Consider the following 14,548-nt stretch of genomic DNA (forward strand, 5'->3'; position numbering starts at 1 on the left):
CTTAAGTATTAGTTATTTAGCTCTGCAGTTTTTAGCTCATCTTCTAAATCATTTATTCCATCAATAAATGTTTCTAGCTGCTGCTCAACCACGCTATTGTCGTTTGCAAAGTAAGCAATGTGGAATACAGCATCGCCTTCATTTACTAATGGCATAGTTTGCTGACCTATAATAATCCCACTTCGTGGCGCACGCAGTTCTAGCTCAGAATCACCAAGTGGACTACTTATAAACGCCAGTACTTGCCCTTTTGTCACACGCTCTCCTAACGAAACTTGAGCGCGCACAATACCATCTACTTCAGCACGCACCCAACTAGTTGAACGCGCAATGATAGGCTCAGGTATTTTTTTAGGGCGTTTACCACGCATCATTTTTAAATGACGCATTACATAATCAACACCTTGTACACCTGCGGCTATTGCTATGGGATCAAAACGCAGCGCTTCACCCGCTTCGTAAGTAATAACCGGTATGCCTAAATTCGCCGCTTCACTTCTTAATGAACCATTACGCAATGACGCATCTATTACTGCTGGTGTGCCAAAGGCTTTAGCCATCTGCGCCGTAGCCTCATCCGCCAAATTTGCACGTATTTGTGGCAAGTTTGTTCGGTGTATAGCCCCAGTATGTAAGTCAATAATATGTGTGCAATGCACTGCAACTTGATTGAAAAACATATACGCCATACGACCCGCTAGCGACCCTCTTTCAGAACCTGGAAAACTGCGGTTCATGTCACGACGGTCGGGTAAATAGCGCGACTTATGAATAAAACCAAACACGTTAACAATGGGTACAGCGATAAGCGTGCCACGTAGCTGGCTTGGATCTATTTTAGCCAGTAATTGACGTACAACTTCTACCCCATTTAATTCATCACCATGAATAGCGGCACATACCATCAGTACAGGGCCTTCCATTACGCCATTAACAACCTCTATTGGTATATTAAGGGGTGAGTGGGTATAAAGCTTTGCAGCTTCTAAAGCTAACGTTTTGCGTTCACCAACACCAATGCTTTCACCTAATAAAGTGAAAGGACGGTTAATTTTAACCTTTGCCACGAGTTGCGGTTCCTTTGATTGAGGCATTTTTTTCGATGAAATCAATCACCATGCCAGCAATGTCTTTACCTGTTGCTATTTCTATACCTTCAAGACCTGGTGATGAGTTAACCTCCATCACTAAAGGCCCACGAGATGAGCGAAGTAAATCTACACCTGCTACATTTAAGCCCATAGCTTTTGCTGCAGCAACGGCGGTTTTACGCTCTTCAGGCGTAATACGAACTAGTGTAGCGCTACCACCACGGTGAAGGTTTGAACGGAACTCACCTTCTTGCGCTTGGCGCTTCATCGCTGCAATTACTTTATCGCCTAACACAAAACAGCGAATATCCGCACCACCCGCTTCTTTAATATATTCCTGAACCATAATGTTAGCTTTTAAGCCCATGAAAGCTTCAATTACGCTTTCAGCCGCTTTGCGCGTTTCAGCAAGTACAACACCAATACCTTGTGTGCCCTCTAGTAACTTAATCACAACCGGTGCACCGCCAACCATTTCGAGTAAATCTTTCACGTCATCAGGTTTGCTCGCAAAACCTGTAACAGGCATGCCTACGGCCTTGCGTGACAATAACTGCAATGAGCGTAATTTATCGCGCGAACGAGAAATAGCCACAGATTCGTTGACAGGGTATACCCCCATCATTTCAAATTGGCGTAAAACTGCACAGCCGTAAAAGGTGACTGATGCGCCAATACGCGGCACAATTGCATCAAAATCTTTCAGATTTTCACCACGATAGTGAATTTCCGGCTGTTCAGAGTTTATATTCATGTAAGAGCGAAGTGCGTCTATTACTTTCACTTCGTGCCCACGAGCCTCTGCAGCCTCGATTAAACGACGTGTTGAATATAACTTTCTGTTACGAGATAAAATACCGATTTTCATAGTTAAAACCTTAACTAAATTTTACAGCATTAGTGCTTAATGGCTGCTTTTTTGCAGCATAAGCCCAATACTTTTTATAATAAATGAGATAAAGCCGTGTCAACAACGACACGATTCTCCATGGCTGTTCGACCTAGCAACATTCTAAACTTCATGGTTGCGCGGCTTGTGAGGGTGACTTCAATAGGCCAGCTATGTTCACCCGCGTGTAATGTTGTTTCTATAAAATAACGCAATTGCTTTTCACCACTGGAGCTGGTTACGTATTTCATTTTTTTCACTTTAGCATTACAAGTAATTTGAGTTTCTTCGTCATCTTGTAATGGTTGAGCTATAAATTTAACCCACTTTTCGCCATCAACTTCGTATTCTTCAATGTTAATAGCATGAATACATGAAGTACGCGCACCAGTGTCAACTTTAGCCTTGATCCGCTCAATACCAAGCTCAGGTAAACTTAACCACTCACGCCAACCTATTGTTATTTTTGTCGTCATAAATGTGCCCTTTGTAAAAAAGAGGTTTATACGCTATAGAAATAAAAAGACCAACAAAATAAATTTATCTTACTGATGAATCAATTTGATTGATCTTTAATGTCTATTAGTCTCACAATGCACGTCTTGCTGCAATATAATCAAACCAGCATTTAAGCTAGACCAATAATTTAAAAAGTACCTTAACTTATTAAAAGTAAATATGTTTTGGTCAGTTAGATACACTATAGTTTATAGTATTAAAATTACACTATTATGAGACATTATTATGATTAACGGTTTGCTTCACGCCCTAGTGCTTGATGAAAAAGGCGGTGCTCGCGCTATACAAAGCAGCGAAGATCTTCACAACTGGCAACCTGAGCAAGGCAAATTATGGGTCCATATGGATTATAGCCAACCCGATGTTGTGAACTGGCTCAAACACTGTGAGCTTTTAACCGATTATGAGCTAGAGTCATTTACGGCAGATGAAACACGCCCACGTATCACTCAGTCTACAAATGGGCACTTGCTGTTTTTGCGCGGTGTAAACTTAAACCCGGCGCAAAGCCCAGAAGACATGGTGTCGGTACGTTTATTTATTAACGAAAATATAGTCATCACTTCGCGTAAGCGTCGCCTTTTATCTATTGACGATGTACTTTGTTCGTTAAAAGACAATAAAGGCCCGTGTTCTATATCAGAGCTTGTGTGTGCTATTACACAAAAGCTAACTTCACGTATGCAAAGTGTTATTAACTCGTTAGATGAAACACTTGATGGCTTTGAAGAAGAAATAGACGAGCCAAGTAAGCGTTTTGACAACCAAGCGCTATCGCAGTTACGCCGCCAAACTATTGCGCTTAAGCGTTATTTAAAGCCTCAAAAAGAGGCGCTCACTACAATGGTAAACGGTCATTATGAGTGGCTTTTAGATGACGATAAGGCAAAGCTAAACGAAACCACTAACTTACTTATTCGCTACCTTGAAGAGCTAGACAGCTCAATAGAGCGTGCACAAATTATTCAACAAACAGTTACTAACCATGTTTCTGAGCAGCTAAACCAACGTATGTATGTGATGTCGGTAGTAGCTGCCTTGTTTTTACCGCTAGGCTTTTTAACAGGTTTGCTTGGGGTAAACGTTGGGGGAATTCCTGGTACAGACAACCCCTATGCATTTACGCTGTTTATTGTTTTTTTAGTGATACTTACTGGTGGTATTGGTGTGTATTTTAAAAATAAAAAGTGGCTCTAATAGTATTAAATAATCTATCTGGAGGCTGAAAAATAATGTCGATGACAGGGAAAATATTTTGTTATTCTAAATACCTAAGTTTAAACCATTGCCTCCCAGGTTTAGCCCTTCTAGTTTATTAAGTATTGATATGAACCTTATATAGCCATCAATTAAAAACTAAAAAGGCGCGCATTATTAAATGCTCGCCTTTTTTATTTTTCATACTTGAGTCGCTAATTACTCTTGAAAGTAAGTGCCCCAACCGTCGTACTCAACGTCGCATTCGACAGCAAGTGCTGCTAGTTTATCAACGTCTTCCATAATGACGTCTACGTCTAGCTCAGCTTCTACGACTATGTCGAAGCTCCAAATTTTGCTGCCGTCTTCAAGCTCAAGCTCTGCTGGCTCTTCAACATCGTAGCCTAATTTAAAAGCAGCCAATGCGGCTTGCTCTAGTTTAGGGAAGTCTTCACACACAAAGTGGTGCTCTACTTCATAAAGTATTTCAGGATCTGATCCATCTTCAAGTAGTGAACTTACGATGTCTTCACTTATTTCGCGCCAGTTTTCCATTATTTCTCTCTCACTTGAGCATCTAATTCGTTTATTTTAGCAGCCATAACAGTATGTACGTTTTGAGCGTGCTCTCGCGCACTTATACTTTTATCAAGTGATATAGGCGCTAACATTTCGATGTAAATTGTACCATTATCCCAACGATTTAGCTTAATGGTTTTATGCGTTGTATTCATACACACGGGAACCACTGGCACGTCCGCACTCATCGCGGTATGAAAAGCACCTGTTTTAAAAGGTAATAAACCGCGCCCATAGCTTCGTGTACCTTCTGCAAATACCCATATAGATAACCCATTTTTCTTAATTTTTTCAGCTGCTTTTGAAATAGTACCAGCCGCTTTTGAACGATTCGCTCTATCTATTAAAATATTGCCCGACAGCCAATAAAGTTGGCCAAAAAATGGGATCCACTTTAGGCTCTTTTTACCAAGGCTTACACAGTTTTTTGGTACCATTGCTGGTACTGTAAATAAATCATAGCTATTTTGATGATTTGCAACGTACACTGCAGGGCCAATATTCTCAGCATCTTGATGGCGTGTCAGCACTAATTTAACACCGATCATTTTGGCCATAGAACCAAACCAACCTGCAATTATGTGAACATTATTTGGGTGAAAAGGCCTGACTAATGAAAGTAATAAACCAAAAATACAACTCAATAATATAAACATAAACATAATAAAAACACGTATTACAGCTAACAAACTCGTTCTCCAAATCAATTGTGTGCGGTGCGCATGTCATTACGCACTATGACACTATTATAGCGTTATTTTGTGACACAGACGAGACAATAGCGAACAACTGTACGCTGAAATAGAGTCAATGCTAAAATTAATTGCTCAACACATAACAATAAAATGGTAAAAATTGGGCTCTAAAAACAAAAACGGCCTGCAATTGCAGGCCGTAATACGTGAGCTCAGAGCTTATGATTCATCTGCTGTACTTTCAACAGGCTCTTCATCTTGAGGCGTTAGCTCAACAACGGCTTCATCAACACGCTGCAAGCCTCGCGGTAACTTGTTACCTCGACGACCTCGTTCACCATGGTAATGCTCTAAATCTGTTGGTTTAAGGGTTAGCTTGCGTTTACCGGCATGCAATGTAACGCTACTTCCTAGAGGGACAACAGCCAGTACTTTCACAAACTCTTCACGAGCCTGTACCTTTGCAGCAGGGATAGAAATAATTTTATTCCCCTTACCTTTACCTAGTTTAGGTAAATCGCGTAGTGGAAATAAAAGCATGCGTCCTTCATTAGAAATAGCCATACAGTAATCGCTAGCTACATCGCTCACTCTAATTGGTTTGAGTAAAATACCGCCTTTAGGCACACTCACTAACGCTTTACCGTTTTTGTTTTTACTCACAAGATCTTTAAAATCAGTGATAAAACCGTAACCCGCGTCCGATGCCATAAGTAATACTTGGCTATCTTCAGCCATAACAACGTGCTCAAAATTTGCACCTGTTGTTAAGTTAAAACGCCCAGTCATTGGCTCGCCTTGGCTACGTGCCGACGGTAAACTATGTGCATCAGTTGCAAATGCACGCCCTGCTGAATCTAAAAATACGGCGGGCTGATTACTCTTACCGCGAGCTGAAGCTCTGTAGGCATCGCCTGAGCGGTAACTTAAACCTTCTGCATCCAAGTCATGACCTTTACCAACGCGTGCCCACCCTTTGTCAGAAAGAACAACAGTCACTGATTCTGATGGAATTAAATCTTTTTCATTAAGGGCTTTAGCTTCCGAGCGCTCGATAACAGGAGAACGACGATCGTCGCCATACATTTCTGCCGCTTCTTGAATTTCTTTTTTAAGCAACGTTGACATACGGCGGTCTGAACCAAGCGTGAGTTCTAATTTATCACGCTCTTTAGCAAGCTCGTCTTGCTCACCACGAATTTTAAACTCTTCAAGTTTAGCTAAATGGCGAAGTTTTAACTCTAAAATAGCTTCTGCTTGTATATCGGTTAAATCAAAGCGCTGCATTAAAATAGGCTTTGGCTTATCTTCACTACGAATAATTTCAATCACTTCATCAATATTTAAGAATGCTGCTAATAAGCCTTCTAAAATATGTAAGCGTGCGAGTACTTTATCTAAACGATACTGCAAACGACGACGAACAGTTTCGCGCCTAAACATGAGCCATTCACTTAAAATACTACGCAGGTCTTTGACTTGCGGGCGGCCATCTAGCCCGAGCATGTTTAAGTTAACACGGTAGTTTTTCTCTAAATCGGTGGTCGCAAACAGGTGAGCCATTAATGGCTCAGCTTTAATACGATTAGAGCGCGGTATAATCACTATACGTGTTGGATTTTCGTGATCTGACTCGTCACGTAAATCAGCAATCATAGGCAGTTTTTTCGCGTTCATTTGCGCTGCTATTTGCTCAAGTACTTTACCGCCTGAACACTGATGCGGAAGCGCGGTGATCACTATATCGCCTTGCTCTTCGGTATACACCGCACGCATTTTAATTGAGCCTCGACCGGTTTTATATATTTTATGAATGTCGGCTTTTGGGGTAATTATTTCTGCATCGGTTGGGTAGTCAGGTGCGTGTACTAGCTCTAATAATTCATCAAGCTCTGTCTTTGGTTTATCGAGTAATAAACAACATGCACTGGCTACTTCTCTCACGTTATGAGGCGGAATATCAGTTGCCATACCAACAGCAATACCAGTAATGCCATTAAGTAAAATATGCGGTAAGCGTGAGGGCAATACAACCGGTTCGTCTAGTGTACCATCAAAGTTTGGTGTCCAATCTACTGTGCCTTGGCCAAGCTCTTTAAGCAGTACTTCAGAAAACTTAGATAAACGCGCTTCAGTATAACGCATTGCAGCAAATGATTTTGGATCATCAGCAGCACCCCAGTTTCCTTGACCATCGACAAGTGGATAGCGATACGAAAACGGTTGCGCCATAAGTACCATGGCTTCGTAACAAGCACTATCGCCATGAGGGTGATATTTACCGAGTACGTCACCCACGGTACGAGCTGACTTTTTGTATTTAGCTGCGGCCGATAAGCCTAATTCGCTCATCGCGTAAATAATACGACGCTGCACTGGTTTTAAGCCATCACCAACATGTGGCAAAGCACGATCCATGATGACGTACATGGAATAGTTTAAATAGGCGTCTTCAGTAAAGCGCCCCATTGTTTGTTGCTCTATTCCTTGCATTAGCAAGGTATCTGTATCACTCATTAAAGCTTACCTAGTTTTTCTTATAGCTTACGCGGTAGATTACATTGGCGTAATCGTCACTTACTAACAGACTGCCGTCACCTAACTCTGCAAATGCAACTGGGCGTCCAAATGTTGTTTCGTCTTTCATAAAGCCGGTAATAAACGGCGTGTATTTAGTCACACGGCCTTGCTCTATTGTGGCTATAGCTACTTTGTAGCCTGCTTTTTTACTACGATTCCATGAGCCATGTTCAGCAACAAATAACTGCTCTTTGTAGCTTGCTGGGAATTGTTTTGCGTTGTAAAAATGAATACCTAGTGGTGCCACATGGGCAGGCAATGCGAGCGCAGGAGACGTGTAATCAGCAATATTTTTTCCCTTACCAAATTCAGGATCACTAATCGCACCGGCATGAATATAAGGGAACCCAAAGTGCTCCCCTTCTTTACTTACGCGGTTTATTTCATCTGGTGGAATATCATCGCCCATCATGTCGCGGCCATTATCACTAAACCACAAAGCCTGAGTACTTGGATGAAAATCAAAACCAACGGTATTTCGAACGCCCTGCGCTATTGTTTTAATTTGCTTGGTTTCTACGTTTAGTGAAAAAATACGACCAAAGCGCTCGTCTTCGGCGCAAATATTACAAGGTACACCGACAGGAATAAGCAATTCGCCTGTGGGTGTGAAGCGTAAAAACTTCCAGCCATGGTGGCGCTCTGAAGGCAATGCGTTGTAGATCACATCAAACTTTGGATCTTTTAATTGGGTGTCTATATTTTTAAAGCGAATAATACGATGCACTTCACCTACGTATAAATCACCCTCTTTAATAGCCAGCCCTGAGGGCATATTTAAACCCTCTGCAATCACAATTTTTTTATCGGCTACGCCATCGCTATTATGATCGATAAGCGCATACACATTACCTGCTTTGCGCGAGCCTGCGTAAACAATGCCTTTTTTTGATACTGCAATTTGGCGCGCATTTTCAACGTCGTCTGCAAATAAACTAAGTTCAAAACCAGGCGCAACACTAAGCTTGTCTAGTATGTTTTTAGCCATTGCAGGCGCACTTATTAAACACAGTAACAATACACTTGCTAGTAGTTTATTCATTTCTATCTCCTAGTGGCCAACACGTATCATTATACTTGTGCCTTGTTACCATGATCTTCTAACCATTGGCGCCTGTCTGGCGAACGCTTTTTAGCAAGTAACATATCCATCATTTCCATGGTTTGAACTTCTTCATCAAGTGTTAGCTGAACTAAACGTCTTGTATTTGGATCCATGGTGGTTTCGCGAAGTTGCAGTGGGTTCATTTCACCCAATCCTTTAAATCGCTGTACGTTTACTTTACCGCGTTTTTTTTCTGCTTCAATACGGGCCAAAATACTGGTTTTTTCATCTTCATCTAGGGCGTAATATACCTCTTTACCAATATCTATTCTAAATAGTGGTGGCATTGCTACGTATACATGACCTGTTTTTACTAACTGCGGAAAGTGTCGAACAAACAAAGCACATAACAGTGTGGCAATGTGAAGACCATCAGAGTCAGCATCGGCCAATATACAAATTTTATTGTAGCGTAGCCCGCTCATGTCGGCTGAATCAGGATCGATCCCTAAAGCCACCGAAATATCATGCACCTCTTGCGAAGCTAATATTTGCCCTGACTCAACTTCCCACGTATTTAAAATTTTACCACGCAGCGGCATTATTGCTTGAAACTCACGATCTCGCGCTTGCTTAGCCGAGCCACCAGCAGAGTCACCCTCTACTAAAAATAGTTCAGTACGGTCGTTATCTGCTGCACTACAGTCGGTAAGTTTACCTGGTAATGCAGGGCCCGCTGTAACGCGTTTACGCACTACTTTTTTAGCGGCTTTTAAACGACTTTGTGCGTTTGATATACACAGCTCAGCTAACAACTCTGCTGTATCTGTATGTTCATTTAACCAAAGGCTAAATGCATCTTTTACAACACCCGAAACAAGTGCCGCACACGTGCGTGAAGACAGTTTTTCTTTTGTTTGGCCGGCAAACTGAGGGTCTTGCATTTTAACCGAAAGCACATAACTACAGCGCTCCCATATATCGTCTGGGGTAAGTTTTACACCACGAGGTAATAGGTTTCTAAATTCACAAAACTCGCGCATGGCCTCAAGTAAGCCTTGGCGTAAACCATTAACATGCGTACCGCCTTGCGCAGTGGGAATTAGGTTTACATAGCTTTCAGCAATAGATTCACCGCCCTCTGGCAGCCATACCACAGCCCAATCAACACCTTCAATAGCGCTTTTAAACTCACCCACAAATGGGTCTTGTGGCAGCGTTTCGAAACCTTTAACCGCTTCAATTAAATAATCTTTTAAGCCGGTTTCGTAAAACCATTCTTGCGTTTCTTTTGTTTGTTTATTAACAAATTTAATACGCAAACCAGGGCAAAGTACCGCTTTGGCTTTTAATAAATGATTAAGCTTGGTAATAGAGTAATTAGCAGAGTCAAAATAGTTGGCATCGGCCCAAAAGCGAACGGTAGTCCCGGTGTTACGTTTACCGACAGTGCCTATAACGTTTAAATCTTCAACTTTATCACCGTTTTCAAAGGCCATTCTGTATTGCTGTGCATCACGGCGAACCGTTACTTCTACACGTGTAGATAATGCATTTACAACTGAAATACCTACCCCGTGTAAACCACCTGAAAACTGATAGTTTTTGTTTGAGAATTTACCACCGGCATGCAGCTTAGTAAAAATAAGCTCTATACCTGGAATACCTTCCTCTGGGTGAATATCTATGGGCATACCACGACCGTCATCACTGACTTCAAGCGAGTTATCTTCGTGTAGAATTACGTCAATCTTAGTTGCATGGCCCGCCATAGCTTCATCGACACTGTTATCGATTACTTCTTGGCCTAAATGATTTGGGCGCACAGTATCGGTGTACATCCCGGGGCGTCTTTTTACCGGATCTAATCCATTAAGTACTTCAATGGCTTCGGCGTTATAATTTTGATCACTCATAGTTTTTATCTTTATATGCGCTAAGGCTATGCTTAACTAGTTTTACGTGATTTTAAGAAAATCTACAATACTTGCAAAGGTTTGTTCAAAGCCAAGATAGCTATGATCGCCACCAAACTCGATCCTTTGCTTACATTGCGAATAATAGTTTACTGCGTGTTGAAAATTTAACACTTCATCGCCTGTTTGCTGTAATAAATACAGTAATTCAGGGTGCTTTAGGTCATCAACAGCCAACGCTTTTAAAGCCGCTATGTGGCTGCTATTCAATTCATAATGATAATCTTGATACGGATTATAATTTAAACCAAGCAACGGCTTTAATAAAGTGTATGGCGCAACCGCGGGATTTATAACCACAGCAGGAATTTGATAACGCTGCGATAAATACGTGGCAAAAAATCCGCCTAATGAGCTTCCTAATAAAACAGTATTAGGTGTAAGTAATTGCTCAAGCGCTATGATGGCTTGTATGGGCTCATGGTTTAGGCACGGTACACAATAGTCAACGTCATAGTGTGCCATAAGCTCGCCAAAGCGCACAGCTTTATATGATTTATCTGAGCTATTAAAACCATGAATATAGATTACCCGTTTAGCCATACTACTTCCATATCTGTGCTTATATTCTCTTTATTCGTGCTTACACATATTAGCCTGTATGCTGGCCCATGGTCTTGCTGTATCCATTGGGGGCTGTGTTTTTTAAACTGCACTGAACTGGCTGGGGTCGCGTAAATGGGAAGCGCTCTAAACGTTTGCATGTATTCATTATGCACATGACCATGAAACAAGCCTAAAACGTTTTCGCTATTAACTAAAATATTAAGTAATTGCGGCCCGTTTTCGAGCATGTGTTTGTCTAGGTAGCCATCAATGGGGAGTGGGTTATGGTGACAAAACATAATTTTGGAACTCGCCGAAGCAAACAGCTGTTCGGTAATTTCATTCAAATGCGTGCCTGTTACCCACCCTGCAGGCGTTGGCCCTTTAGAATTAATAAGAAGTAACTCAACGCCATTTGCCACTATATGTTTAGCGCGATTTATTTGCCCACCACTCATTCGGTTAAGCTGAGCAATGTCATCATGGTTACCTGGAACCCAAAAAACAGGGCATCTTAAATCACTTTGGTTAATCAGCTCACTAAATAAAAAATAGGACTCTGCGCTATGATCTTGTGTAAGGTCGCCGCCAAATATTACAAAATCAAGGGATTGCTTAGCCATATGAGCCAGCGCCTGTTCAAAGTAATTCGCCGTATTTACGCCAAAGTACTCACCTGCTTTATTTGAGAATAAATGACAATCAGTAATATGTGCTATGCGTAGCGACGACTTATCAATGAGGTAAGGTTCATCAAACCAAGCCATTATTTACATCCCAATTCAGCGTTGCTTGTCCGTGTTCTACACAGGCTACAAGCCAGTCGTATAAAAATGCATTAAGTTGATATTTTTCATCTTTTTGATGCATTTTTGGATTAGGGTAACCATAAGAAGGCTTAATACGCTGATGATAATCGTGATGGATAATTTCAGCCACTTTAGCATCGTGATACAACCTCACAGTTAAATAAAGCGGTGCAATCCCCTTTACCATGCCGCTTAGCTGCTTAATAGAAATATCCATAGTGTATTTTGCACTGCCATCAATCGTAGTCGCAAACTCACTGTTCCCCAACTTCACTTCTCGGCTGCAGCCAATCGCTCGTTCAGCCGGTAACAATTTTAAAAGTCGTAAGTAGTTGTGCTCACAAAGCGTTAAATACTTTGGGAGGCTTTGGATATATCTATTTGTTGCTAATTGTACTGTCAAAATACCACCATTATACTGTGAGCCAATTTGTGGCTATGAAGAAGAGTCTGTCCACTTGTGTTTCATTTTTTCATGGTTAAGTGCAAGCCACTGCATGCAAATAACAGTTGCAGCATTATCCATTTCACCATTGTTGAGGCGAGTTAGCGCATCATCAACGCTGAGTACATGAGTTTTTATATCTTCACCTTCGGTTTCAAGGCCATACACACCAGACTCAACGTCACTTAAATCGGCTCGTGCTAGGTATAAATGTAACCGCTCTGTTGTACCTCCTGGGCTTGAAAGGTACGAAAGCATAAATTCAAGCTCTGTTAAATTAAGCCCAGCTTCTTCGTACGCTTCTTTCTTTACGACCGATTCATAATCGTCACTGCCGTCAGTCATTCCAGCAATACATTCTAGTAGCCAAGGTGAATGTTTACTTTTAATAGCCCCTATACGTATTTGTTCTATTAAAAGCACAGTGTCTGATATGGGGTCGTAAGGCAACACAGCAATGGCGTCTCCACGCTCTAAAATCTCGCGACTAATAAGTTCTGATTTACCGCCCGCAAACAAGGCATGTTCAAACTGATACAAATCAACCTGAAAAAAGCCTTTATACAAATTTTTGACCGGCTTTACGCTGACATCTTTATGCGTAAACTGAACAAGTTTTTTATCTGGCACGTAAGCATCCTCTACTTATTAAAAACTTTGAAGTACGTTAATATATTCTGTTACATTTCGACGCACTGTTTTACTCTTTTTATTTTTAGTTATTACGTAAAACAGGTTACCATGGTTTTAGTATAAAAATTGTCTAAGGACCGAACAACACATGAAAAAGAACATTCTTGCGGCGCTAGTTAGTTTATCATGCGCATTAGGCACAACAGCAGCAAACGCTGAAGATTTACTACAAGTTTTTGAAATTGCAACGGCCAACGATCCTACCGTTTTAAAAGCAAAAGCCCAAGCAGACGCACAATCTTACCAAGCAGATACTGCAATGGCTGCATTATTGCCGCAAATTGGTTTAACAATGGGTTATACAAAAAGTGACTCAACCTCTTTTCAAAGTGTGACGGATTTATCAAACCAAGTTAAAGTCGAAAGCGACTCTGATCAGTTCACCCGTGGTCTTAGCTTAAGCCAAACTTTATTTGATTTAGGCGCATGGAACTCATTAGACATTGCAGACAAACAAGCGTTGCAAGCAAATGCTCAATACGACTCGGCTAAACAAAACTTAATTGTTCGTGTTGCGGAAGGCTACTTTAACGTTTTAAGTGCGATTGATAACCTTGAATTTATTAAAACGGAAAAACGCGCCATCGAACGCCAGCTTGAACAAACTAAACAACGTTACGCTGTTGGTTTAACGGCAATTACCGATGTACACGAAGCACAAGCACAGTTCGACAACTCTGTTGCACAAGAAATTATTGCTAATAACTCAGTAGAAACAGCGCGTGAGCAACTACGAGAAATTACGGGTAAATATCACGCTAAGTTAGACTTTTTAAATACAGAGACATTTTCTACAACTAAGCCAGCTCGAGACTCTAGCGACTTTTTAAATATTGCTAAAGATAAAAATATTAGCTTGCAAGTTGCTAAAGTAACCGTAGATATAGCGCAAGATCAAATTAAACTGGCAAGAGCGGGTCACTATCCAAAGCTAACCCTAAGTGCAAGTTATGGCGACTCTTTAACAGATACAGATATAAATGGTACAAGCCTAACTAGACAACCTCGTGCAGACTCAACCTCAGTAGGCCTTAACTTTAGCCTGCCTTTATACTCTGGAGGTGCAACAGTTGCAGCTACTGATCAAGCACGTGCATTTTACGTGGCAGCTAGCCAAGATTACGAAGCCAATTACCGCGCAATTACCCGCACGGTTATTACGTCTTACAATCAAGTAGTGTCTGACATTGCAACCTATAAAGCGTTAGAGCAAGCTGTTGTATCTGCCCAAAGTGCTTTAAAAGCAACAGAGGCAGGCTTTGAGGTCGGTACGCGTACAATTGTTGATGTACTTGTAAGCACACAAAACCTATACAATGCTAAACGTAACCTTGCTGATGTACGTTATCGTTATGTCCTGTCTACTCTGCGCTTAAAGCAAGCGGCGGGTACACTAACAAGCAAAGACCTAGCAGCTATAAACCAGGGTTTAAAAGCAGTCTAAGCAGTCAAAAAACACATACAAAGCCAGCTACATGCTGGCT

General features: G+C 41.3%; 14 protein-coding genes. 2 read left to right on the forward strand and 12 right to left on the reverse strand.

Going from position 1 to position 14,548, the window contains the following annotated elements; all coding sequences use genetic code 11:
* Positions 1 to 8: 8 nt before the first annotated feature.
* From MTP24_RS13415 to MTP24_RS13425, 3 genes are all read right to left on the reverse strand, one after another.
* The gene (locus MTP24_RS13415) at positions 9 to 1,067 is read right to left on the reverse strand and encodes a succinylglutamate desuccinylase/aspartoacylase family protein (RefSeq protein WP_006793167.1); all 1,059 of its coding nucleotides are present in this window, start codon (positions 1,065 to 1,067) and stop codon (positions 9 to 11) included.
* Positions 1,054 to 1,959 (reverse strand): 30S ribosomal protein S6--L-glutamate ligase, encoded by a 906-nt coding sequence (gene rimK, locus MTP24_RS13420; protein ID WP_243531639.1) that lies wholly within the window; start codon positions 1,957 to 1,959, stop codon positions 1,054 to 1,056. The genes MTP24_RS13415 and rimK overlap by 14 nt, the downstream gene beginning before the upstream one ends.
* 74 nt (positions 1,960 to 2,033) lie before the next feature.
* Positions 2,034 to 2,456: an ATP-dependent zinc protease gene (locus MTP24_RS13425; RefSeq protein WP_058552430.1), complete on the reverse strand. Its 423-nt coding sequence runs from the start codon at positions 2,454 to 2,456 to the stop codon at positions 2,034 to 2,036.
* Positions 2,457 to 2,724: 268 nt separating this feature from the next.
* Between MTP24_RS13425 and MTP24_RS13430 the strand changes: the two genes are divergently transcribed.
* Positions 2,725 to 3,696, forward strand: coding sequence for a zinc transporter ZntB (locus MTP24_RS13430; RefSeq protein WP_243531640.1), 972 nt, complete (start codon positions 2,725 to 2,727; stop codon positions 3,694 to 3,696).
* A 219-nt stretch (positions 3,697 to 3,915) separates the two neighbouring features.
* Here MTP24_RS13430 and rraB read toward each other — a convergent pair whose 3' ends face one another.
* The 9 genes from rraB to MTP24_RS13475 all read right to left on the reverse strand — a co-directional run bounded on the left by rraB (position 3,916) and on the right by MTP24_RS13475 (position 13,001).
* On the reverse strand, positions 3,916 to 4,251 hold the full coding sequence (gene rraB, locus MTP24_RS13435; RefSeq protein ID WP_006793171.1) for a ribonuclease E inhibitor RraB: 336 nt from the start codon (positions 4,249 to 4,251) through the stop codon (positions 3,916 to 3,918).
* A complete protein-coding gene (locus MTP24_RS13440; protein ID WP_006793172.1) occupies positions 4,251 to 4,964 on the reverse strand; it encodes a 1-acylglycerol-3-phosphate O-acyltransferase in 714 nt (237 codons plus the stop codon). The genes rraB and MTP24_RS13440 overlap by 1 nt, the downstream gene beginning before the upstream one ends.
* 225 nt (positions 4,965 to 5,189) lie before the next feature.
* Positions 5,190 to 7,487 (reverse strand): DNA topoisomerase IV subunit A, encoded by a 2,298-nt coding sequence (gene parC, locus MTP24_RS13445; RefSeq protein ID WP_243531643.1) that lies wholly within the window; start codon positions 7,485 to 7,487, stop codon positions 5,190 to 5,192.
* A 10-nt stretch (positions 7,488 to 7,497) separates the two neighbouring features.
* A complete protein-coding gene (locus MTP24_RS13450) occupies positions 7,498 to 8,592 on the reverse strand; it encodes a PQQ-dependent sugar dehydrogenase (protein ID WP_243531644.1) in 1,095 nt (364 codons plus the stop codon).
* Between the two features lie 29 nt (positions 8,593 to 8,621).
* Positions 8,622 to 10,511 (reverse strand): DNA topoisomerase IV subunit B, encoded by a 1,890-nt coding sequence (gene parE / locus MTP24_RS13455; RefSeq protein WP_243531646.1) that lies wholly within the window; start codon positions 10,509 to 10,511, stop codon positions 8,622 to 8,624.
* 42 nt (positions 10,512 to 10,553) lie between these two features.
* The gene (locus MTP24_RS13460; protein WP_008128958.1) at positions 10,554 to 11,114 is read right to left on the reverse strand and encodes a YqiA/YcfP family alpha/beta fold hydrolase; all 561 of its coding nucleotides are present in this window, start codon (positions 11,112 to 11,114) and stop codon (positions 10,554 to 10,556) included.
* Entirely contained in the window at positions 11,099 to 11,884 is a 786-nt protein-coding gene (locus tag MTP24_RS13465) for a metallophosphoesterase (protein ID WP_243531649.1), read from the reverse strand. Before MTP24_RS13465 ends, MTP24_RS13460 begins: the two co-directional genes overlap by 16 nt.
* Positions 11,871 to 12,329 carry a DUF1249 domain-containing protein gene (locus MTP24_RS13470; protein ID WP_243531652.1) on the reverse strand — a complete coding sequence of 153 codons (459 nt, stop codon included), beginning with the start codon at positions 12,327 to 12,329 and terminating at the stop codon, positions 11,871 to 11,873. The genes MTP24_RS13465 and MTP24_RS13470 overlap by 14 nt, the downstream gene beginning before the upstream one ends.
* Positions 12,330 to 12,362: 33 nt before the next feature.
* Entirely contained in the window at positions 12,363 to 13,001 is a 639-nt protein-coding gene (locus MTP24_RS13475; RefSeq protein ID WP_008110587.1) for an NUDIX domain-containing protein, read from the reverse strand.
* A gap of 151 nt (positions 13,002 to 13,152) precedes the next feature.
* Here MTP24_RS13475 and tolC point away from each other — a divergent pair, with 151 nt between their 5' ends.
* Positions 13,153 to 14,508 (forward strand): outer membrane channel protein TolC, encoded by a 1,356-nt coding sequence (gene tolC, locus MTP24_RS13480; protein WP_243531654.1) that lies wholly within the window; start codon positions 13,153 to 13,155, stop codon positions 14,506 to 14,508.
* Positions 14,509 to 14,548 lie beyond the last annotated feature (40 nt).

It is taken from the genome of Pseudoalteromonas sp. APM04 (assembly GCF_022809815.1).
Taxonomy (GTDB): domain Bacteria; phylum Pseudomonadota; class Gammaproteobacteria; order Enterobacterales; family Alteromonadaceae; genus Pseudoalteromonas; species Pseudoalteromonas marina.